This window comes from Nocardia sp. CA-135398 (assembly GCF_050955845.1).
Classification (GTDB): domain Bacteria; phylum Actinomycetota; class Actinomycetes; order Mycobacteriales; family Mycobacteriaceae; genus Nocardia.
The window spans coordinates 8,089,335-8,110,926 of record NZ_CP192084.1 but is presented as its reverse complement, the minus strand read 5'-3'; the positions used below and the strand labels follow the sequence as shown (position 1 = coordinate 8,110,926).

Sequence of the window (21,592 nt, the reverse complement as noted above, 5' to 3'; positions counted from 1 at the left end):
GGAATAAAGACGTGCGACGCTTCGAATTCGCGGTGGACCGGCAGCACGCCCATGCGGTCAACGAAGTCTTCGCCGACCTACGTCGACTGCGCGTCATGGCGATCGCGGCCGCGGTCATCGCCGCGACCGGCACCGCGTATCTGATCTGGCTCAACCATCCGTGGGCCTATCTGCTGGCGATCGCATTCGCACTCGGCGCGGTGGTCGCGGTGTGGGTGGCGTTCTGGACGCCGCACCGCTCCAGCATCGACAAGCTCTACGCCGACGGTGAGCTGGTGCCCGCGGTGGTCTCCGAAACGCATCCGAGCGGCGTCGTGCTGCTCGCGCTTGTCGATGTCTCGAAACCGGAGACCCGTGACCGGCGCTATGCGCTGGTGATCAGGAAGGTCAGGGATCTGCCCGGCCACGAGAAGCGCGCGGGCGAGCGGGTGCCGTCGGTCGCGGTGCGCACCGATCGGGCGCCGCGTCAGGTCGGCGAGCGCTGGCAGTCGGTCAGTGCCATGCCGATCGCCTGGGGCACCCGCGACGGCACCGTCATCGATCGGGCGCGCGCGGCCATCAGCGAGATCGAATGGCGGTTGCTCACCGATAATCTGGAACTCGCCGACAAGGTGCGGCGCACCTCCGCCAAACGGTTGTTGCTCGACCCGCACCAGCTCCCCGGCGACCTGGGTTCCTGATCGGCCGAATTCCCTTGCGCCGCCGAATAGACTCGGTAAATGGTTCCGGCGTCCAACTTGCTGGCTTTCATCGCCGCATCGATTGTCATCATCGTCATCCCCGGCCCGGGGGTGCTCTTCACCATCGGCCGCGCCCTCGCGCTCGGCCGCCGCGCCGCTCTGGTCTCGGTATTCGGTCACGCCGCGGGCGTTTTCATCGCGCTGCTGCTGGTCTCGGTGGGCCTCGGCACCCTGCTCGCGGCCTCGGCGCTCGCGCTCACCGTGGTCAAGTTCGCCGGTGCGCTGTATCTGATGTACCTGGGGATCCAGGCGATTCGCGAGCGCAAGGCATTGCGGGCGGCGCTGAACGCGCAGATCGAACCCGCCGATGCCAAGGTGTTTCGGCAGAGCGTGTTCGTCGGGCTGACCAATCCCAAGGCGATCGTCTTCTTCTCGGCGGTACTGCCGCACTTCGCCGAACCGTCGGCGGGTTCGCTGCCATTGCAATTCCTGATCCTCGGCACCATCTTCCTGGCGATCGCCTTGGTCTCCGATAGCGCGTGGGGGCTGCTCGCCGCATCGGCCCGCGCCTGGTTCGCGCGCTCGCCGCAACGACTGGAGGCGGTCGGCGGCGCGGGCGGCGCGATGATCTTCGGGCTCGGCGCGTCGGTGGCGCTCAGCGGTAGCGCCGACTGAGGCGACTACCATCCACCGAGGTCGGGTGGGACGGTGGAAGGGGTGGTGGTCGTATGAGGTGGTCCGGCTGGTTGTGCGCGGCCGTGGTTGCCGCGCTGGTCGCCGCCCCGGTTCCGGCGAACGCCGATCCGCTCGTCGGCGCGCCGGGGCTGGACGATCCGTACTACCCGCTGGACGGCAATGGCGGCTACGACGTCGGCCACTACGAGGTCGGTATCGACTACGACCCGTCGAGCCATCAGCTCACCGGCACCACCAGGGTCGACGCCACCGCCACCCAGCCGCTGCGAATGTTCGACCTGGACTTCGACGGCCCAGATGTGCGCATGGTCTCGGTGAACAACCTGCCCGCCGCCTTCGATCGCAACGGCGAGCACGAACTGACCGTGACCCCACTGCTGCCGCTGCTGCCCGGCCTGCCCTTCACCGTGACCGTCGACTATGCCGGGCAGGCCAGGAACACCGAGGGTGAGGGCTGGACCTATTCGCCCAGCGGCGGAGCCTTCGTCTCGGGTGAACCGCATTCGGCCACCACCTGGTATCCGCTCAACGACACTCCGCTGGATAAGGCCACCTTCACCCTGCACGCGTCGGTTCCCGCGGAATGGGAGGTGGTTTCCAACGGTGTGCGGACCGAGAATACGGTCACCGGCGCCAAACGTAATGTCACCTGGGAGTCGCACCAACCGGTGCTCGGCTATCTGACCACCGTCGCGATCGATCATTACCGTTACCTCGAGCAGCGCCGTGCCAACGGCACCCCACTGATCAGCGCCTTCGCCCCGCAAGCGGAGCGCAATCGGGAAACCGAGCAGCGCCTGCCGGAAATCCTCGATTTCGAGGAGACGCTCTACGGCCCCTATCCCTTCGAGGCCGCGGGTGGCATCTACGTCGACGCGGATCTGGAGTTCTCGCTGGAGACCCAGACCCGTCCGATCTACGCGCCGTGGACCGACCTGCAGACCGTGGTGCACGAAATCGCGCACCAGTGGTGGGGCGATTCGGTATCGGTGCGGCAATGGTCCGATATCTGCCTGAACGAATGCTTCGCCAGCTACACCGCCGACTATCTGTGGCCGGAGCAAAAGGAGGACAAGGACGTCGACGCGGCCTACCGGGAGACCATTCGGAAAAACCGTGACAATCAGAAATTCTGGGATATCCCGCTGGAAAATCCGGGCGTCGGAAATGAATTCACCGCCGTCTACTATCGCGGCCCGCTGTTCCTGCACGCCCTGCGCAAACAACTCGGTGACGACGTATTCTTCACGGCCGTCCGGGAATTCTATGCCGCCCACGCCTATGGGAATGCCTCGATGCCGGAGTTCCGCACCTTCATGCAGTCGAAATCCCCGACCGATCTGACCGGCTTCTTCGATGCCTGGTTGAACCGCACCACACCGCCCCAGGACGAGTACCTCTATCCGGGCGCACTGCGCGGCTGACGTTCAGTCGACGCGCTCGCGAGCCCGTTCCACCCAGCGCTCGGCCCGGTCGAGTTGTTTCTGGGCCGCGCGCAATTGCTCCTGTGCACCGCGCTCGGTGGTGCGGGCGAACTGTTTCTGCTGTTCGGCATGTGCCAGCTTCTCGCGCAATGCCTCGATGCGGGATTCGCTCTCGGCCAACCGGTTTGCCGCCGCATCCGCTTCGTCTTGCGCCGAATCCCTTGCCGCACGGGCGGATTCGAGGGCTTCGAGTGCGTCGTCGAGTTCCTGCTGCGCGTTGTCCTCGGTTACCGGATCGACGGATTTCGTTGTGCCCGTACCCTTTACCGACGTGAGTGCGGCCCCACCGGGGCCGAACCCCGCATAGCTCGCGGCGCTCACCAGTGTGCCGCTGCGCACCTGCTCGGCGACCGCGTCATCGGCCAGCGCCGCGGTGAGCGTCTGGCCCACCTCGCGCAGCACCGCCTCGGTGACCGGATGTCCGCGATCTGCGGCCAGTGCGCCCGCCCGCTTGGCAAGTGCATTGACCACCTGCTGGCGCTGTGTGGTCAGTGCGCGCAACTGCTCGCCGGACAATTCCCGTTGTGCCGTACGCAGTGCGGATCCGAGCTGTAGCAGCGCATCGACATCATCCGGCGCAGCGCGGGCCAGCAGATTTACCGTCCATGCCACGACCGTCGGCTTACGTAGCTTGCCGACGGCGGCCGCGAGTTCTTTATCGCCCGCATCCTTTGCCTCGGCCACGCGTGCCGCCCTGGCGGCGACGAACTCACCAGGGTCGAGTCCGTACAAGTCGGCGGCGACCTCTTCGAGCCTCATACTCGCCAAGCGTAACGACCGGGTCTCGGGAAGCGACAGAGTGCACATACTGGACAAAAGTCCACGTGTTCGTAGTGCGAAAGGCATTGATAGTGAACAGTTTAGGACTCACGGTCATCGGCACCCTGATCCCGAAATATGTCGGTCTCGTACTGCTGGGACTGTCCGGGCTGCTCGGACACTACTGAGTCGCGCTTGCTCCTGGTCGGTCGTCCGAGCTGCTGATGCGGTTCGGGCGACCGGAACGGTATTCTCACCGCGTTCACAACTGCTGTGAACGCGTTCGGTGAGAGAGGGTTTCACGTTGAAGTTCCCAGGAATGAGGCTGCTGGCACGCATTGTGCTCGCCCTCCTGGCGGTGGGCGCATTGGTGGCCGCGGTGACCGGTTGTTCGGCGCTCGACAATGCAAGCAAGTCCGACACCGCCAAGGCGAAGGTCGGTGATTGCATCAATGTCACCGACAGTTCGTCATCGGCCACCAAGTCCGAGCCGGTCGACTGCTCGTCGCCGAAGGCCGTTTACAAGGTATTCCAGACCGCGGACAAGAAGCTCGAATGCGCGGCCGAATACACCACCTACACCGAGGACCTGGTCGGTGGCGGCCAGGCCTACATGTGCCTCGCGCCGAACTTCAAGCAGGGCAGCTGCTACGCCGATGTCGGCACCAACCCGTACAAGTACGTGGACTGCTCCTCCTCCGAAGCCACCTTCAAGGTGGTGCAGCGCATCGACGGCCAGGCCGACGAATTGCAGTGTGGCGCCGACGCGACCAGCTTCGTGACCGTCCCGGACCCGAAGGTCACCTTCTGCCTCGGCGCTGCCAAGGGCTGATTATTCGAGTAGGGCGACCGACGCGATCCGGTGCAAGGTGAAATGCCGGATCGTGCCGGTTACCGGGTCCAGTGCGTCGAGCTGGCCGTTGCCGACCTTGAGCGGTTCGACCACACGCTGTGACGCGACGCCCTGGGCGTCGACATAACCGATATTGACCGACCGCCGCACCCGGGCCGCCAATTGCAGCAGCGCCAGGGTTGCGGCGGTACTGGTTCTGGTGCCGTCGGGGCGCACCGACTGGCCATTGCGGGCGCTGGCGGCCCGCTCACCCGCGCGCAACTCCGCGACGAGCAATGTCAGCTGTTCGGTGCTCGGCGGCGTCGGGCGATACGGCTGCCTGGCATGCGGGCGCACCGCGATCCGGGCACCGCGCGGGCGTAGATCGACAATGGTGCCCGCGGAATCCTCACCGGCCGGGGCGAATCCGGCCGCGCGCAACCGCTCGAGCAATTCGCCGAGCGGGGCCTGGGCAATGGCGACGGTGGGTGCGATGGCCCGCAGCGCGAGTTCGCTCGCCACCGGCGAACTCAGCACCTGCGCGAGCAGTGCCGGATCGTCACTGCGGACGAACGACTGCGCCATACCGGCCCGTAGCTGGCCGTGTCGGCGCGCGACGTCATCGATGAGGTAGGTCAGCGACTGCGGGATCGGTGTGCGGGAATGCGTGCTGAACAGCGTGTGCAGTTCGGCTGCGGTCATCCCGGCATCCAGCGCGCGCCGCACCGATGTGTCGCTGATCCGATAAACCGTTGCCGCACCCGCGGATTCGATATCGGCCGTGAGTGCCACCCGGCTCTGTAACTCCGGGGTCAGCGGACCGGGCGCGATGACCGTCAGATCCGCCTGGACCAGCACATGGTCGATCGGCTCTGGCAGTGCCGATTCCATTTCGGCCTCGGCATCGGACGCGCTGGTCGGAGAACCGTGCAGCAGAGCTCGCGCCGGTGAGGCGAGCGCACCGCGTCCGATGAAACCGAGCGTCGCGGCTTCGTGCAGCGTGCGCTCGACCGCCTCGGCGCGAAAGTGCCTGCGCCACCGCGGTTGCCGCCAGGCCAGCAGTCGGCCGATATCGGTGGGGTCGAATGCGGTGCCGGTCGGATATTCGGCGAGCAGATTCAGCATGGCGCGCCGGTCGCGTGGCGCGTGCGGGGTGCGCAGTTCGATCGACAATGCCGCCAGCGGTTTGTCATTGGCGTCGCGCATGCCGACCATCCACGGCATCCGGTCCAGATCCAGCCAGGCCTGGGCCAGCGCCACCCAGCGCCGCGCGGGCGGTGCGTCCCGCCAGCCGTCGGCGGCCGGTGTCGGCGCCCAGAAGTCGTCGGTGGAGTCGAATTCCGGTGGTGGGTCCGGCATACCCTTCTCGATGAGTTTGGCCGCGGCGAGCAGTTCGACGAGCAGTCCGGCGCGTGGTTCATCGATACCGGTCTGCTTGGCGACGCGGCGCAACTCTCGCACCCCGAGCCCACCCGCGCGCAATGCGGGCGCGGGCGCTTGGCCGAGCGCCTCCAGAATGTCGGCACAGTGCCGTAGCAGCTCGCCGACTTCGCCCGCCGCGACCGCATTCACTTCGGTGGGGGTGTGCTCGGTCGGTGTCGGCTCCGGCGGCTTCAGCGCGTGCGGGTGGGTCACCGGCTCCCGGCGCAGTACCTGGCCGACGGTGACCGGTAGTTCGACCGTCTCCTCGTCGATCCAGTGCAGTAACCGGCGGCCGAGCAGTTGCTGGATCGGGCGGTCGGCCGGTGTGCCCGGTGCGGCGTCCCTGGTGCGTCCGCGCGGACCGGTGCTGGCCAGCTTGTCGAGCAGCGCGCGTTCGGCGGGGGATACCGCCGCGAGGGCCGCGACCACTTCGGGCTCGGTCAGCGCATCCGGAATTTCGGTGGTGCTGCCGATCGGCCACGGCAGCGCCTCGGCGGTGGCGGGGATCAGATGTAGGTCGTCACCGTCGTTCCAGACCAGCGCGCGATCGGACAGGCGGGTCAGCGCGGCATCGATCGCCGCGACCCGCACCCGATCTTTCAATTGCACGCGCAATGCCTTGCGACTCATCGGCGTCCCGCCCGAGCCCGTCGCCCGATGCACCGCAAGGGTTTCCACGATCGCGAACTCGAGTGTGTCCAGGTCGTCGGTGGCACGCAGGACCGACGCGCGCTGCTCGGCGCGGGCCGCGAGCACCGCCATGGAGGATGGCAGTGGTACGGCCAGATCGGGCCGGAGTTCGAGCAGGGCGACCAGCTGCGCATCGCTGCGGGCCGCGAGCCACCCGGCCAGGGATTCGGTCGCAGCCTCCCCGGGCCTTTTGCCGGTCGGGAGTGCCGCGTGACTGTCGCCGCGGGCTTGCGGTCGTGTGCCCGGTCCGGTTTTGGGCGTCCCCGACGAGTTACCCATGTGCTCTCGAGATCAGTCGTTGCGTCGCAGTCCGAATATTGTCGATTCTGTCAGCCTAGTAGATGTCGTTTATCGATCGCCGGGCGTGGGCAGCACCGGAGGGCAGCGTGCTGGCGGGTCGCTCGCGTGCCACAATGTGGTCGTGGTGAACAAATCGAAGAAACCCTATGTCGACAATGGCTGGCCTGCGACCGACGACGGTGGCCACGCGGTCACCGAGCTGTCGTCGACTCGTTCCGGTGGGCTCTCGCCGTTCGGTGAGGACACCGAGTTTCCGGTACCGGCCGATCAGCTGCCCTACATGCACCCGAACACGGTGATCAACCGCTGAGCGGCGAATCGCTCGGCAACCGGACGGAAAACCCGCGGATACGAAGAAGGTCCCCGCATCACGTGGATGCGGGGACCTTCTTCGTATGGTCTGCGTGACGAATCAGGCGGGCAGCATGCTCTTGTTCGCCTCGTAGAAGTTCACGACTGCCGGGTCGAGCTGAGTGCCCTTGGCGGCATTGAAGAAATCGAGGGCCTCCTGCGGAATCTGCACGCCCTGGCCCTGGACGACGGCGACGGCACGGTCGATCGCGTCGAACACCTGCTGGCTCGAGTCGGCGACGGCCTGCTCGGGCGCGGCCGGGGCCGGATTCCAGCGCGGGGTCTCGGTGGAGGAGGGGGCGCTGCGCGGAGTGGATCCGCTGCTCAGGCCCAGCGAGGAGGAGCAGGAGGGCCAAGCGCCCCAGCCCTGGCTGGCGAGGACTTTCTCGGCGACCGCGATCTGCTGTTCGCGGGTGGCCTGGTTGGCCGTCGCGGCGTATTCGCCGCCGCCGTGGGCATTCCAGGTGCTCGGGGAGAACTGCAGTCCACCCTGGAAACCGTTGCCGGTGTTGATGCCCCAGTTGCCGCCGGCCTCGCACTGCGCGAGTCGATCCCAGTCGGAGTCGGGTGCCGCGCTGGCGTTTCCAGCGAGAGCCACACCAGCGGTGCCGATGATCGCGCCGGTGACGGCGACCTTGGCTACGGTGCGCCCGGTGGAGGTTGGCTTGCGATGGCGTCCACTCATATCGGGTTCTTCTGCCTCTCGTACGCATCTGCAAGTGGTCCGGACTGAGAGGTCGTCCGTCCCGCCCTCACCCCTGCTTCCGTTGGGGTCCGGTACCCGCGGGGTGAGGCTGATGCGGCGGGCCGGTGGTTGCCGGTTGTCCCGGCTGGGTAAGACCGTACGACGATCCGCGCGAAAAATCACTATTTGGTAACCGGCGGGTCCGCGCGGGTCTCGGACCGGTATCGGTTGCGGCGGAGAAGCTTCCGCGCAGCTGAGACATGGTGCGGGCGGGCCGGTCGCGGGCCACTGCCGCCCTGTTACCGCGCCGTTATGTGACGAGGATCACATCGATGCTTTGGTAACGATCAGCACGGGTAACCGGTTTACCGCGACCGTCGGCCGGACCAGAGTGCGAAGACGATCGCGCAGAGGAAACCGAGCGGCGCCGACATCGCCAGCAGATATAGCCACAGACCGGGGTCGGAATCGCTCAGCACCGGTGTCAGGAATATGGCGACGATCGCGAGCAGGCCGATCGCGAACAGACCGAGTGCCACGTACAGCAACGGCTGCCCGGCGCGGCGCGGTGGACGGCTCGGGGGCGGTGGCGCGGATGGGTTCGTCACTGCTCGACCGTAAAACTGATGTGCTTGCGTTATTCGCACCGGGGTAGACTCGGTGTCTATCGCGTCCTGCATAGCTGTGGGGCGCGTTCTTTTCGCAAACTGACAGGCGCTGTCCGAGGCGGTATGCCGGACCAGCACCTGGGCAGACGGATGTGCTCGGGCCGCTGGGGTCCGGGTTTCGATGACGAACGGGTGAGTGCAGTGCCGACCGGCAGGGTGAAGTGGTACGACGTCGAAAAGGGCTTCGGCTTCCTTTCCCAGGACGAGGGTGAGGATGTCTATGTCCGTTCGTCCGCGCTGCCCGCCGGCGTCGATGGGCTCAAGCCCGGTCAGCGCGTCGAATTCGGGATGGCCGCCGGTCGGCGTGGGCCGCAGGCGCTGAGTCTGAAGGTGCTCGAATCGCCGCCCTCGGTCCGTCAGGGCCAGGACCGCGATCGCGCGGCGCACAAGGAACCGGCCGCGCGCAAGCACACGCCGGACGAGCTGCACGGGATGGTCGAGGACATGATCACCCTGCTCGAGGCCAAGGTGCAGCCGGATCTGCGCAAGGGTAAGTACCCGGATCGCAAGACCGCGCAGCGCATTTCCGAAGTGGTGCGGGCGGTCGCGCGCGAACTCGATCACTGACCTTCGCGGATAACGAATTTCGCGCGCTGCCGGTCTATCGGGCAGCGCGCGAAGCGTTTTCGGACCGTTTCGAGCGACCTGCGAGCAGTCGCTACCGACCGTTTCGAGCGACCTGCAAGCAGTCGCTACCGACCGTTCCGAGCGACCTGCAAGCAGTCGCTACGACGAGGTGCTGATCGACCAGGCCGCGTGCGGGACGTAGAACTCCCGGCCGGTCTCATCGCGCGCAAGGATCGGCAGCTGCAATTCGATACCGACGAGCCGCAATTCGGGCTCCGGCTTCGAGTCGATGGTGACGGCGCGCGCGCCTTCGGGAAAGTCGTTGCGGCTCACCACCCGATCCACCTTCTCGCCGGTGGGCATGGCGTAGACCAGCTGCGCCAGCCAGGGCGCGTCGGCGATCTTCTTCGGCAGGGACAGCTGCAGCGGATATCCGGCGGGGACGTCGAGGGTGGCTGTCTCGCCGTACTTGCAGTCCTCCATTTTCACTGTGCAGTACAGGAATGGGGACACCGTGACGGTCTTGCCGTGGGCGTATGCCGTGACGGTCGGGTCGGGGTGGTCCGCTTTACGGACGAGCACCGTCAACACGCCGACGAAGGCGACGGTGAACACCAGTAGGGCCGCCACGGATAGCGCGACGACGGTGCGGGTACTTGGCTTGTTCACCAGATCGGGTCTCCTGTGCCTCGTTGCATGTGTTGAGTGTCGCTACCGCGCTCCTTGCCGCGTTGCGCGGCTCGGTCGGCATCGGCGTGTCGGGATGTCGCGACGGCCTGCTCCGCATGTTCTGGGCGGTGTCCGCCCAGACCGGGCAGCAGGGAGTGGCCGCGGTCGCTGATGAAGGTTTGCAGCAGCCCGAAAAGCAGGACGGCGGAGATGAATGCGAAACCCTGCCAGTAGGTGGTCGGCATCAGCACGCCCGCCGCACCGCCGAGGACCCAGCTGAGCTGCAGCACGGTCTCGGACCGGCCGAAGCCGGACGCGATCGATTCCGGCGGCAGATCGTCCTGGATGGAGGCATCCAGCGATACCTTCGCCAGCGCGCTCGCACCCGCGGCGACCAGGGTGGCCAATGCGGCGCCGAGCAGATTGTTCAGGAAGACCGCGAGCAGGGCGACCGCGCAGCAGGCGGCGGTGCAGCCCAGCACGATCAGTGACGGCTTGCCGAGTTTGATCCGGGCCCCGGTCGCATTGCCGACGAAGTTGCCGACCGCCGCGGCTACGCCGACCACGCCGAGCATGGCGGCCTGCTGCCAGCCGCCGTGCTCGGTCGCCTTGGCGACGAAGGCCACATAGAACGTCAGGAAGCCGGTCAAGACGCGAATGGCGCTATTGCCCCACAGTCCGGTCACCACCGCGCGGCCCAGCGGCTGCCTGCGCTTGCGGGGCGGAACGGTGGCTTCGGTTGCCGGACTGAAGACTTCGGTTTTCGCGTGATAGCTGAGGGTGGCCGGGACCTCGCCCTCGGTGACCTCGACCCAACGCGGGATGCGCAGGCTCAGGAAGGTGCCCGCGATCGCGATAGCGGCGGCCAGCACAAGTGCGCCATTGGAACCGGCGATCGCGGCGGCCAGTGCGGCGACCGCGCCCGCGCCGATGGTGCCGCCGACCAGACCGAAGACGGTGAGCCGAGAGTTGGTGCGCACCAAATCGATTTCCGGTGGCAGCACGCGCGGCGTCACCGCACTCTTGAGCACCGAGAACGATTTACTGCCGATCATCATGCACAGGGCGAGCGGATACAGCGCCCAACTGTCGAAGGCCATGATCAGCACCACCGCGACCACTACGCGCAGCGCGAAGGAGGTGGCAAGTGCGAGTCTGCGGCCGCGCTGCAGGCGGTCCAGCATCGGTCCGATGAGCGGGGCGATCACCGCGAACGGGGCGATCGTGATCAATAGGTACAACGCGACTTTGGTCTTGCTCTCGGCCGTCGCGCTGGCGAAGAACAGTGTGTTGGCCAAGGCCACCGCGATCGCGGCGTCCAGTGCGAAATTCGCCATGGTGGCGTAGGTCAGCGCGGTGAGGCCGGATTTGTCGGCGCCGTCGGCCTTGGCGGCCCGCTGGAAGGTGGCGACGCCACGGGAGGTGAGTTCGCGGCCGCGCATGGCGGCGACACGGGTGACGGTCAGCTTGCGCGGGGGGCGCTGCGGCTCGGCCGGGGATTCGGGCTCCGGTGGCGGGTCCGCGGGGTTCGCGAACGGCCTTGTCGGCGGTGGTTCTCGGCGTTGCTGCGGTTCGGGCGGTAGGGGCGGAAGGGGGGACCGACGCGATGGGGCGTGGGGTGGCGGGTAGCGGTCGTAACCGGGGTGACGCTGAATCGGTGGGGACTCCTCGCCATCCCACGGACCACGGTCGGAACCGGAGGGATCGCGGGGAGTAGTCACAACCTCAATTCTGTCGTATATCGGCGCATCGGGTTCAATTGCCGCTCCAAGCCGTCCGGAAAGGTGACCCGGCTCGCTCAGTCCGGTACGAATCGGACCTCGAAGATGGTCGGCCAGTATTTGCCGGTGACCAGGAAGTGGTCCGTGCCGGGGAGTTGGGCGATGCCGTTGAGCACATCGGTGCCCGCGCGCACGGTCGCGGGCAGCAGGCCGCGCGCGTCGATGATCGCGAGCACACGGCCGGTTTCGGGATCGATGCGCAGGATCTCGTCGGTGGGATAGGAATTGGCGTAGACGGAACCGTCGGCGGCGCAATCGAGTTCGTTGAGCTTGGCGCGGTTTCGGGAGGTGAGGGTGACGGTGCCGGTAGTCGCGAAGGTGACCGGATCGCGAAAGGTGAGGGTGTCGGTGCCGTTGCTCATCACCAAATTGCCCGCGCGGGTGCACAGACCCCAACCCTCGCCGTCATAGGACGCCTTGCCGCGTTCGGCCAGCGTCGCCGGATCGCGGGCGATCGCCACCCGGTTCTGCCAGGTGAGCTGCCACAGCGTGGCACCGGCTTTGGTGACGCCCTCGCCGAAGTAGGGCGCGGGCAGTGCGGTACGGGCCAGTTCGTTGCCGGTAGTCAGATCGGTCGCCCGCACATCCGACGCGCCCGGCATGCCGGTGCCTTCGTAGAGCACGTTGCCGTCGACCTCCAACCCCTCGGTAAACGCCCGCGGATCGTGCGGACGGGTGCCGACCACCTCGATGTGCAGTCGCGGCGGATCGTCGTCGGAGCCGCCACACCCGGTGAATCCGAGCATGCTGACCAGGACAACGACGGCCAACGAACGCCGATTGCGCTCCATACGGCAAAATGTAGGCCGTGAGCGCAGTATCTGTTTCGCAGTCCGGCGTGCGGCCGATCCTTGCCGATGCCGTCGACGTCGCCCGCCGTGCGCTCTTGGAGCTGGAACCGACCGGCGTCGGCGCGCATCTCGGTGTCACCGCCGAGGACGAGACCGCGGCGACCCACCGGTTCGAGGCCACCCTGTCCGGTTATCGCGGCTGGCAGTGGGCGGTCGTGGTGGCCGCACCGCCCGGCGCGCAGTACGCGACGGTGAGCGAATCGGCTCTGCTGCCCGGTCCGGACGCGCTGGTCGCGCCCGAATTCGTCCCGTGGGAGCAGCGCATCCGCCCCGGCGATCTGGCGCCCGGCGATCTGCTTGCCCCGCCCGCCGGCGATCCGCGGCTGGTGCCCGGCTACGTCGCAAGCGGTGATCCGGCCGTCGACGATGTCGCGTTGGAAATCGGCCTCGGCCGCACCAAGGTGCTCAGCCGCGAGGGCCGCGAAGAAGCCGCCGAACGCTGGTACTCCGAATACGGCCCCGAAACCGATATGGCCAAGGCCGCCCCATCCACCTGCGGCCGCTGCGGCTTCTACCTCCCCCTCGCCGGCGCCCTCCGCTCCGCCTTCGGCGTCTGCGGAAACGCCATGGGCGCCGACGGCCACGTAGTCCACGCCGAATACGGCTGCGGCGCGCACTCGGACGTCGAAATCCCGACCGGCGGAGGATCGCCGCTGTATGAGGCGTATGACGACGCCGCGTTCGATGTGATCCCGGCGGAGGCGCTGCGAAAGTCCGCGACCGAAGCCGCACCGGATGCGGTGACCGGGGGTGCCCCCGGCACCAGCGATGCCGCGACCACGGCCGAGCCGAGCGACCGCGCACCCGATACGGCCGCCGAGCCGAGCGACGCAGCGGACAAGGTTGCGACCGACTCGGGGGAGTCGGCTGCCTCCTCGACGGATGATGTTGCGGCTGAGCCGGTTGCGCACGACGTCTCGGCGCCCAACGCGGAGGCTGCGGCCGCTGAAGACCTGACAAGTGATGTCGCTGAGCCGACCTCGGTCGCGCCGGGCACCGGCACGTCGAGCGATGTCGCTGCCGAGTCGCCCAGCACGTTGGAGTCGGGTCGTGTCGCTGCGTCGGATGATGTTGCGGCTGAGTCGAATTCGGTGGTTGCGCCGGATATCTCCACGTCTGGAGAGGGCGAGACCAATGCTGGGGTCGGCGCGGGCCTGACGTCTGCGGCGGCTGAACCGGCCGCTGTCGAGCCGGGTGTTGCGGCCGAGTCGACCAGCTCGGTGGAGCCGGGGACCGCCAGTCCGTCGGAAGCCGGTGCGGCTGAAGGGAATACGGCCACCGCGCACGATGCCTCCATGCGGAGTGCGGTCAGCGAGCCCGGCGATGCGGCTGCCGCAGATCTGATGGCTCCCTCGCCGGCTGAGCCTCGTTCCGCGGATGCTGCGGTGCCGGGTGTCGGCACCGAGGCAAGTGATGCGTCTGCCGCAACCCGGACTGCCGCGATTGCTCAGCCGACCGCCCCTGAGCACGGCCCTGCTGCGGCGGACCCGAGCACCTCGGGTGAGCCCAATGCCGTCGCCCAAGGCGAGGCCGACATATCCAGCACCGCAGCTGTATTCAGCCCCGCTGCGGACGTGGTCGCCGAGCCGAGCGCGGTGATCGAACCTACTGCTGACGCGTCAGATGTGGCTCGCGAGCCGATCGGCGACGTGGTGTCCGGCGCGGATGTGACGGAAGGACCGGCTGGCACGACCACGGATCCATCCGCCAGTGACGAGGCCGAGCGAAGCAGCGCCACCACCGAGAGCGTGCCAAGCCCTGAGACCGCGGGCCCAGCAAGCGTCCCCACTTCGGCCGAGCCGATCGCTGAGCCGGGATCGAGCGCCGAGATCGCGTCTGCTGGATCCGGCGGGAGCACCGAAGTCGTTGCAAATGGCGCGGCCGCCCTGTCCAGCGCCGCACCCACATTCGGTCCGGCTGCTGACATGGCGGCCGCCGAGCCGAGTGCGATAGCTGAGCCTGCTGCTGACGCGTCAGATCTGGGTCGCGAGTCCAACGGGGGCGTGGTGTCCGGTACAGATGCGCCGGCAGACCCGGCTGGCTCGGCCACGGATCTCTCCACCAGTGGCGAGGCCAGGTCGAACGATGCGGCTGCTGACAGTGTGGCGGGCGCTGCAGGCCCGGCGGCCGAGTCGGCAAGCGTCGCCACTTCGGTCGAGCCGGGTGCTGAAGCTGGTGTGTCGCAGCCGGGATCGGATGCTGGCGTCGCGACTGAGGCGGCCGCTGGGAGTGATGCTGCCGGTGCGGCGATTCATGGGGCATCGGCGACCATCGGTGTGGCAGGTGGCGTCGCTGCGGGCGAGCCGAGTGTCGATGCGGCTGTTTCGGAGGCGGGTGCTGGTGTGGCGCCGGGCGTCGACCACGCGGCTGGGGCGAGCCCCGCTGCGGCGGTCCAAGATGATGCCGCAGTGAGTGAACCAGGCACTGAAATTGCTGGGGCGCAGCCGGAATCGGATACCGATGCGGCCGGTGGGGCGGCTTTCGCAGACGAAGCTGCGGGTGGCGAGTTTTCCGCCGTTCACGGCGCGGCGGCCGATGCAGGTGGCGCGGCTGCGGACGATGACGGTGGGGATGGCGACGATGACGGCGGGGTCACGGGTGCTGGTGGGAGTGGACCTGGGGCTGCGGCTCGGCCGGGGTTCGGGTCATCGCCGCAGGGGTGAGTGCGGAGGGCGGGGCTGCGGATCCGTTCGGGACGGCGGAGCTGCGGGCGGGGGTTCTTGCGGCTTGGCGAGATTCGCCTACTCGGTTGCGGGAGGATGCGGCGACCGAGGCGGATCTGGTGCGCACGGGGTATCGGGATCGGCTGCTGACCGAATTGGCGCAGAACGCCGCGGATGCGGCGGCAAAGGCCGGTGTCGCGGGCCGAGTAATGGTGCGTCTCGTCGATCGCGACGTGCACATCTCGAATACCGGTGCACCGCTGGATCTCCCGGGCGTACACGCGCTGACCGCATTGCGCGCCTCCGGTAAGGCCGATCCGACCACGAGCGTCGGCCGCTTCGGCGTCGGCTTCACTGCGGTACGAACGGTCAGCGACGAGATCGAGGTGCGATCCACCACCGGCTCGATACGGTTCTCCCACGACCTCACTTGGAAAGCCCTGCGCGACAACGCGATCACCGTCCCGGACTCGGCCGCAACCTTCACACCACCCGTCCTGCGCCTGGCCTGGCCCATCGATGCCACCCCGCCACCAGGAGCAGACACCGAGATCGTCCTTCGCCTGCGCCCTGACATCGATCCCCAATCCTTGCTCGCCGCAATGCGCGCCGAAGCCATCGACCTCCTCCTCGAACTGCCCGCCCTACAGAGCATCCGAATCGGCGACGACGAAATCACCAGCACCCTCACCGATTTGTCGAACGAAGATTCGCACGAACACCCCGCGCAGGTCAGTGAGGATTCCGGCGCTGGCAATTCCGATCCGCATAGTCGACATGGCCTGCCAGCCGCTGCAAATCTGAGTGCACACCGATCCGCGGGGCGAGGACTGCGGGAATTGCGCATCGATGGCCCCGGATCGGAGCGACGGGTTTGGTGGGAGTACCGAACTGCCTGGGCCCGCTGGTTGCTGCCGCTTCGGGATGGCAGGCCGGTGTCCGCTGCACATGATGTGCTGCGCGCTCCCACGCGATCCGACGAGGAGTTGTCGTTACCGGCGCTGCTGATCGCCGACATTCCCATGCAGCCGGACCGGCGGCGCGTCCTACCCGGTGCCCGCCTTGCCGAGTTCGCCCAGGGCTATGCCGATTTCGCACGCGCGATCCCGCCGCGCGACCGCCTCGTCCTGGTTCCCACCCCCGGATTCGCCCGCAGCGAGGTCGACGGCATCCTGCGCGAAGCCCTGATTCGCGAACTACAGACCCACCCGTGGCTACCGGTTTTCACCGCTCGCCCGAAAAGCGGTACGCGAGCAGCCGTGCCAGACCAACCCGAGCCGGTCCATGACGCAACCGCAGTGCCCACGCGAGCAAGCGTATTCACCGGTCTGAGTCGGGAATTGGCCGATCTACTCGATGACATCGTCGGCCCCCTGGTCATACCCGAATTATCGGGGCGCGCACAGAGCGAGGCCTTGGGTGTACTGGACGTGCACAGACTGGGACTTGCTCGCCTGGCGGAACTTTCGGGCGGGCTCGAACGGTCCCCGAAGTGGTGGCAGTCGCTGTATGCGGCGTTGGAGCCATACGTCGTCGATCCGCTGGCCGCCGAGGAGCTGGGAGCGCTCGCGGTTCCGCTGGCCGATGGCCGACTGGTAACCGGCCCGCGCACAGTGGTTTTGGATGATCAGCTCGATGTCGCCATTCCGGTGCACTGGGCGCGTTTGGTGCATCCCGAGGCAGTTCATCCGCTCCTCGCGCGACTCGGTGCGCGTTCGGCCACCGCCGAGGATCTATTGAGCGATCCCGGATTACGCGCTGAACTGCAGGATCAGCCTGGCGATCCGGATACCACCGACGCGGTGCTGCGGCTCGCCGCGCATGCCGATCCGTCGGCACTCCCATCCTGGCTCGGCCTGCTCGAATTACCCGACACGACCGGAGAATTGCTCCCCGCCGACGAATTGCTGCTCCCCGACGCGCCGCTCAGCGCATTACTGGTGCCGGATTCACCGTTCGGCACCGTCGCACCGGATCTAGTGGAACGCCACGGTGTCGAGGCGCTGCGTGCGGTTGGCGTCGGCTGGGATTTCAGCATCGTCGTCGAAACCGATCCCACCGGCCCCGACCATCATCTGGACGATGAGGAGCGCTGGTGGTCGGGCCTGCCCGAGGATCCGCCGGAGCTGGCTGCCGTCCGCGACCTGGATCTCGTCGATGAATCATCCTGGCCAGAGGCGTTGCGGCAGTTGGCATCCAGTCCGCGCACCCGCAAACTGCTCACCGATCCGGACGGCTACACCCCTTGGTGGTTGCGCAGACATGCGCGCGTCGACGGCACCCCCCTCGGCCTGCTCCGCCACCCCGCCGATACCGAATTCGCTGGTCTACTCCCCGAATTCGAGCTGTCCGGCCTGGATTCCGAACTCTTACCCGCGGTCCTGGCAAATCCGAATGCCATTACCCAGGAACTGGCCGCCGCACTATTGGACGCCCTCGCCGACCCATCGAAAACCCCTACACCCGAGATCGTTTCCCGAACCCACGCCCGCCTCGCCGCCGCCGTGGACCACCTCGACCTGACCGAACTCGAACCCCCCGAGCGCGTGCGCGCCCTGTCCTCGGCAGTCGTCGACCCCGCCGATGCCTGGGTACTCGACCAGCCCTGGTTCGGCTTGGCCGTTCCCGCGGATCACCTGGTCGTAGGCGATACCGCCACGGCATCCGCCCTCGCGACCTTGCTCGATCTCCCCATGGTCTCCGACGTGATCACCGCCGAGGTAATAAGCGAGGGCCGGCACACCACATGGTCCGCCGATCCGCTGGGAGTCGTTCTCCGCCAACTGTTCACCCTGCCCGACGAAGGCGACCTGGTCCTCCACGACACCCTCCAGATCCGACTGAACGGCGCCCTGGAAGCCACCATCTCCGTCCCCTGGTGGCACGACAACACAACCACCCACGTCCAAACCCCCCACCCTGAACCCCCTGGGTTCCGGCTGGACTAATGATCACGTGGAAACCATGGCGGCAAACCGCGAGTAGCCACGCCGCCAGTTCCACCTGATCTCGAGCGCTCACGCTTCGAGGGGTGGGATGGGGTGTTCCGTCGAGGTTGCTAGGTCGCGTAGTTGGCGACCATCTCGCTGAGGAGATCCAGTTGGGCGCGGACACTTTCGCTGTCGTTGTCGACCAACCAGCGCAGCACGACACCGTCGATCACATTCAAGGTGAAGCGGCTCAGTGTCGGCACCGGCACGGACCACCGGCAACCGGTGGCGTCGCGGGCATGGTCGAGGATGTCGGCGACGGTGGTGTCGTTGAATGCGTACTGTTCGCGCGCGATCGCGAGTTTCGCGGGAGTCGATTCTCCTTCGCGTAGCGCATATGTCGTGGTTTCGTAGGTGAGCAGTTGTCGTTCCGGTGTGGCTTCAATGTTGAGCCACATCAGTTCTAGTCCGGCGCGCACCAATTTTTGAAGCGCTTCTTTTCCACTTCCGACGTCTTGCCAAACTGTTTCGTTGGCGTCGACAGAATCGCGTAATTCCATCGACAACGCCTTGACCAGCTCGGTCATCAGCGCGTCCTTGTTTTCGAAACAGTAATGCACCACACCGAGCGAAACACCAGCTGCCTGAGCGACATCGCGCGTGGTCACGCCCGCGACGCCCTTTTTCTCGGCAAGGCCGATGGCTGCCTCGATAAGGTGGGCCCGTCGTTCTTCGACGCTCAATCGGGAGGACACCCAAGGGAGTTAAGTCCGCAACACCGCCACAGTCAATTCGCAGGGCCGAAAATCTCGACTGGACGATTGTCCAGTTATGTGGTTCGCTTCAGCACGGGATCGAAGGGAGACGCGTATGTCGGTGTCACGCAGAACGGCGCTGGCCCGAACCGCGGTGGCCTCGGCCGCGTTGCGGCGGCCACGGTGCCAGGTCTGACAGCGGCGCTCGGCGCACCGGCCGCCGAAACAGGTGGCTACCTCATCGGACTCGGACTTTCCGATATCACCGGCCCGGCCGCCGAATGCGGAATGATGGGCTATTCACAGTTCGAGCAGCAGACGGCGGGCATCCATCTGCGCCCGCGTGCTCGTGCATTCATCATCGACAGTGGTGCGCGCCGAATCGTGTTCGCGGTAGCCGAGAACGGCATGATTTTCCAGTCCGTGCATCGCGGCGTCATGCTCGAACTCGCCCGCCGCTTCGGTGATCTGTACACCGAACAGAACGTCGTGCTCACCTCGACGCATTCGCATGCGACCTGTGGCGGCTCCAGCAACGATTACGCGTACAACCTATCGATTCTGGGTTTTCAACAGCAGGTATACGACGCCGAGGTGAACGGCATTGTGGAGGCGATCGCCGCCGCGCATGCCGATCTCGGACCGGGCGCGCTTTCGCTCGGTCGCGCCGAACTACACGACGCGAGCGTCAACCACTCGCGAGTTGCCTTCGAACGCAATCCGGATGTGGATAAACAGCACTTCCCGAATGCCATCGACCCGGCGGTCACGGCGCTGTCATTCGTCAAGGGCGGCAAGCAAGTCGGCGCCATCACCTGGTTCGCCACGCACAACACCTCGATGACCAACCAGAACCGACTGATCAGCGCGGATAACAAGGGCTACGCCTCGTTCTCCTATGAACACACCGAGCATGGCGTTCGCTATCTCGATGGTCCCGCGCAGCAGTACGAGGGCGGCTCGACTCTCTTCGGCCGCTACACATTGTCCGCCTATCAGCAGGAGTTCACCCGTCTGGCAACGGCTTTCGCCGCCCGTCAGCAGGTCCCGCGCGGACCGGCGCCGCGCGACATATCCAACCGGCAGCCGAACTTCCAGCCCGCGCCCGGACCTGATGCCACACCGATAGGCTATGGCTTCGGCGATATCCTGACCCAGCCCGCCGCCTCCTACGCGCCCGGCACCCAGGCAGCCGCCGAATTCGTCTCCGCCCACCCGAAACACAACCCGCGCCGCGACGGCACCTTCCTGGAAGTGCAGCGCCGCAACGCATCCGGCGACTGGGTCCGCGTTGCCAACGAGGGCGAATGGGCCGTCCGGTTCTACTGGAGCAAGCGCGGATTTCCCGAATCCGTAGCCCGCTTCACCTGGGACATCCCCACCGACGCCACCCCCGGCACCTACCGCATGCAACACTTCGCCGACAGCCTGAGCCCCGATGGCACCCTGCACCCCTTCACTGGTACCACCAACGAGTTCGAAGTGAGCTGAGCGGTCAAAGTCCGGTTTGCGCGCCTTTGTCTCCGCGGCGGGCGCCCCGGCGCTGGATCGCGAAGATCGTATAGCCGAGCAGGCCAACGGCCAGACCCATCAGACACACCGGGCGGGCGGATTCCCAGCGGTCGCTGGTCCACACGACGACGGTGGCAATCAGCCAGAGCGTGCTGCCGAGCGCGAGGACCGGCCGTGGATCGGTGAAGCGCGGCGGGATCTGCGGGACATTCTCGGTCACAGCTGCGCCTCGCTGGCGCTCGGCTCCGCTGCGACCAAGGGTGCTGTGTCTTTGGTTCTCTCGCTACGCTCGATCACGATCACAGCGTAGCCGCGGGAACAGGCGGTCACCGGCCAGCGTGTCCCGTATCGTTCTGCTCTGTGACAACGCCATCGGATGTTCGAGCTCTCGCTGGTGAGCTGTCGCTCGCGGTGGTGCGCTTGACGCGACATCTGCGGGGGCGGCGCGCCGACGCGCAGATTTCGCTGACGCAGCTCTCCGCGCTCGCCACCCTGCACCGCGAAGGGGCGATGACGCCGGGCGCGTTGGCCGCCAAGGAGCGCGTGCAGCCACCGTCGATGACGCGCGTGATCGCCTCGCTCAGCGATCTGGAATTGGTGGAGCGCAAACCGCATCCGACCGATGGCCGCCAGATCATCGTCTCGCTCTCGGATGCTGGCCGCGCACTGATCGCCGACGAAGCCAGCGCCCGCGAAGCCTGGATGACCGAACAGCTCTCCACTCTCACCGATGAGCAACTGGTCGTGCTGACCCGCGCCGTCGGCATCATGAAGCAGCTCGTCGACGACTCGGAGTGAACCCGGGCACTGGCCGCTAGCGAGGGGCGTATCGAGCGCCGAATGGTTGGTCGCTGTCTACGATTTCGCGGCCGAGGGGGAACAGGGAGACCGGGATGAGTTTCAGGTTCGCCCAGCCGAACGGGATGCCGATGATCGAGATGAACAGGGGAATACTGGTGAACAGGTGGCCCAGCGCCAGCCACCAACCGGCGACGATGAACCAGATGATGTTGCCGATCATTGAACCGACACCCGCGGAGGGCTTTTCGACCGTGGTGCGTCCGAATGGCCAGAGCACATAGGTCGCGATCCGGAACGAGGCGATGCCCCAGGGAATCGTGATGATCAGAATGCAGCAGATGATGCCCGCGACGATGTAGCCGAGCGCCATCCAGAACCCGACGAATACGAGCCACAGGATATTGAGCACCAGCTGAATCGGCTTCATGAATCAAGCATGCCAGCCCACCTCGCATCCGGACATCACTCCGGAGTACGAGGTGGACTCAGGGATATC

Annotated in this window: 20 protein-coding genes; 10 read left to right on the top strand and 10 right to left on the bottom strand. The window is 66.7% G+C overall.

What is annotated here, in order from left to right:
• Positions 1–11: 11 nt before the first annotated feature.
• Genes ACQP1T_RS35995 through ACQP1T_RS35985 form a run of 3 tightly spaced genes read left to right on the top strand, consistent with a single transcriptional unit; the run spans position 12 to position 2,800 of the window.
• Complete coding sequence (locus ACQP1T_RS35995; RefSeq protein WP_433757438.1) at positions 12–680, top strand: DUF3239 domain-containing protein; 669 nt, start codon at positions 12–14, stop codon at positions 678–680.
• A 39-nt stretch (positions 681–719) separates the two neighbouring features.
• Positions 720–1,355 (top strand): LysE family translocator, encoded by a 636-nt coding sequence (locus tag ACQP1T_RS35990; protein ID WP_433757437.1) that lies wholly within the window; start codon positions 720–722, stop codon positions 1,353–1,355.
• Positions 1,356–1,408: 53 nt separating this feature from the next.
• Positions 1,409–2,800: a M1 family metallopeptidase gene (locus tag ACQP1T_RS35985; protein WP_433757436.1), complete on the top strand. Its 1,392-nt coding sequence runs from the start codon at positions 1,409–1,411 to the stop codon at positions 2,798–2,800.
• 3 nt (positions 2,801–2,803) lie between these two features.
• Here the strand turns inward: ACQP1T_RS35985 and ACQP1T_RS35980 are convergent, their stop codons facing one another.
• Complete coding sequence (locus tag ACQP1T_RS35980) at positions 2,804–3,619, bottom strand: hypothetical protein (protein ID WP_433757435.1); 816 nt, start codon at positions 3,617–3,619, stop codon at positions 2,804–2,806.
• A gap of 319 nt (positions 3,620–3,938) precedes the next feature.
• On the opposite strand from ACQP1T_RS35980, the gene ACQP1T_RS35975 reads away from it, so the two are divergent.
• Positions 3,939–4,451, top strand: coding sequence for an LppU/SCO3897 family protein (locus tag ACQP1T_RS35975; RefSeq protein ID WP_433757434.1), 513 nt, complete (start codon positions 3,939–3,941; stop codon positions 4,449–4,451).
• On the opposite strand, the gene ACQP1T_RS35970 is transcribed toward ACQP1T_RS35975, so the two are convergent.
• Positions 4,452–6,842 carry a helicase-associated domain-containing protein gene (locus tag ACQP1T_RS35970; RefSeq protein WP_433757433.1) on the bottom strand — a complete coding sequence of 797 codons (2,391 nt, stop codon included), beginning with the start codon at positions 6,840–6,842 and terminating at the stop codon, positions 4,452–4,454.
• A 142-nt stretch (positions 6,843–6,984) separates the two neighbouring features.
• Here ACQP1T_RS35970 and ACQP1T_RS35965 point away from each other — a divergent pair, with 142 nt between their 5' ends.
• Entirely contained in the window at positions 6,985–7,173 is a 189-nt protein-coding gene (locus ACQP1T_RS35965; protein WP_433757432.1) for a hypothetical protein, read from the top strand.
• A gap of 102 nt (positions 7,174–7,275) precedes the next feature.
• On the opposite strand, the gene ACQP1T_RS35960 is transcribed toward ACQP1T_RS35965, so the two are convergent.
• On the bottom strand, positions 7,276–7,899 hold the full coding sequence (locus ACQP1T_RS35960) for a resuscitation-promoting factor Rpf1 domain-containing protein (protein WP_433757431.1): 624 nt from the start codon (positions 7,897–7,899) through the stop codon (positions 7,276–7,278).
• Between the two features lie 365 nt (positions 7,900–8,264).
• Positions 8,265–8,507: a hypothetical protein gene (locus ACQP1T_RS35955; RefSeq protein WP_433757430.1), complete on the bottom strand. Its 243-nt coding sequence runs from the start codon at positions 8,505–8,507 to the stop codon at positions 8,265–8,267.
• A gap of 201 nt (positions 8,508–8,708) precedes the next feature.
• Here ACQP1T_RS35955 and ACQP1T_RS35950 point away from each other — a divergent pair, with 201 nt between their 5' ends.
• Positions 8,709–9,134 carry a cold-shock protein gene (locus ACQP1T_RS35950; protein ID WP_433762492.1) on the top strand — a complete coding sequence of 142 codons (426 nt, stop codon included), beginning with the start codon at positions 8,709–8,711 and terminating at the stop codon, positions 9,132–9,134.
• A 159-nt stretch (positions 9,135–9,293) separates the two neighbouring features.
• Here the strand turns inward: ACQP1T_RS35950 and ACQP1T_RS35945 are convergent, their stop codons facing one another.
• The 3 genes from ACQP1T_RS35945 to ACQP1T_RS35935 all read right to left on the bottom strand — a co-directional run bounded on the left by ACQP1T_RS35945 (position 9,294) and on the right by ACQP1T_RS35935 (position 12,375).
• Entirely contained in the window at positions 9,294–9,803 is a 510-nt protein-coding gene (locus tag ACQP1T_RS35945; RefSeq protein WP_433757429.1) for a DUF2771 domain-containing protein, read from the bottom strand.
• Entirely contained in the window at positions 9,800–11,524 is a 1,725-nt protein-coding gene (locus tag ACQP1T_RS35940) for an MFS transporter (RefSeq protein ID WP_433757428.1), read from the bottom strand. Before ACQP1T_RS35940 ends, ACQP1T_RS35945 begins: the two co-directional genes overlap by 4 nt.
• Positions 11,525–11,601: 77 nt before the next feature.
• Positions 11,602–12,375 carry a glutaminyl-peptide cyclotransferase gene (locus ACQP1T_RS35935; protein ID WP_433757427.1) on the bottom strand — a complete coding sequence of 258 codons (774 nt, stop codon included), beginning with the start codon at positions 12,373–12,375 and terminating at the stop codon, positions 11,602–11,604.
• A 17-nt stretch (positions 12,376–12,392) separates the two neighbouring features.
• On the opposite strand from ACQP1T_RS35935, the gene ACQP1T_RS35930 reads away from it, so the two are divergent.
• Together ACQP1T_RS35930 and ACQP1T_RS35925 are read left to right on the top strand one after the other, a co-directional pair.
• Positions 12,393–15,098, top strand: a complete 2,706-nt coding sequence (locus tag ACQP1T_RS35930) for a DUF3027 domain-containing protein (protein ID WP_433757426.1) — start codon at positions 12,393–12,395, stop codon at positions 15,096–15,098.
• Positions 15,095–18,046: a sacsin N-terminal ATP-binding-like domain-containing protein gene (locus ACQP1T_RS35925; RefSeq protein ID WP_433757425.1), complete on the top strand. Its 2,952-nt coding sequence runs from the start codon at positions 15,095–15,097 to the stop codon at positions 18,044–18,046. Before ACQP1T_RS35930 ends, ACQP1T_RS35925 begins: the two co-directional genes overlap by 4 nt.
• A 110-nt stretch (positions 18,047–18,156) precedes the next feature.
• On the opposite strand, the gene ACQP1T_RS35920 is transcribed toward ACQP1T_RS35925, so the two are convergent.
• The gene (locus tag ACQP1T_RS35920) at positions 18,157–18,771 is read right to left on the bottom strand and encodes a TetR/AcrR family transcriptional regulator (protein WP_433757423.1); all 615 of its coding nucleotides are present in this window, start codon (positions 18,769–18,771) and stop codon (positions 18,157–18,159) included.
• A gap of 78 nt (positions 18,772–18,849) precedes the next feature.
• On the opposite strand from ACQP1T_RS35920, the gene ACQP1T_RS35915 reads away from it, so the two are divergent.
• Entirely contained in the window at positions 18,850–20,274 is a 1,425-nt protein-coding gene (locus tag ACQP1T_RS35915) for a neutral/alkaline non-lysosomal ceramidase N-terminal domain-containing protein (RefSeq protein ID WP_433757422.1), read from the top strand.
• Positions 20,275–20,278: 4 nt separating this feature from the next.
• Here the strand turns inward: ACQP1T_RS35915 and ACQP1T_RS35910 are convergent, their stop codons facing one another.
• Complete coding sequence (locus tag ACQP1T_RS35910) at positions 20,279–20,515, bottom strand: DUF2530 domain-containing protein (protein ID WP_433757421.1); 237 nt, start codon at positions 20,513–20,515, stop codon at positions 20,279–20,281.
• Positions 20,516–20,655: 140 nt separating this feature from the next.
• Between ACQP1T_RS35910 and ACQP1T_RS35905 the strand changes: the two genes are divergently transcribed.
• Positions 20,656–21,093, top strand: coding sequence for a MarR family winged helix-turn-helix transcriptional regulator (locus ACQP1T_RS35905; RefSeq protein WP_433757420.1), 438 nt, complete (start codon positions 20,656–20,658; stop codon positions 21,091–21,093).
• A 16-nt stretch (positions 21,094–21,109) separates the two neighbouring features.
• On the opposite strand, the gene ACQP1T_RS35900 is transcribed toward ACQP1T_RS35905, so the two are convergent.
• A complete protein-coding gene (locus tag ACQP1T_RS35900; RefSeq protein WP_433757419.1) occupies positions 21,110–21,523 on the bottom strand; it encodes a YccF domain-containing protein in 414 nt (137 codons plus the stop codon).
• Between the last annotated feature and the right edge of the window lie 69 nt (positions 21,524–21,592).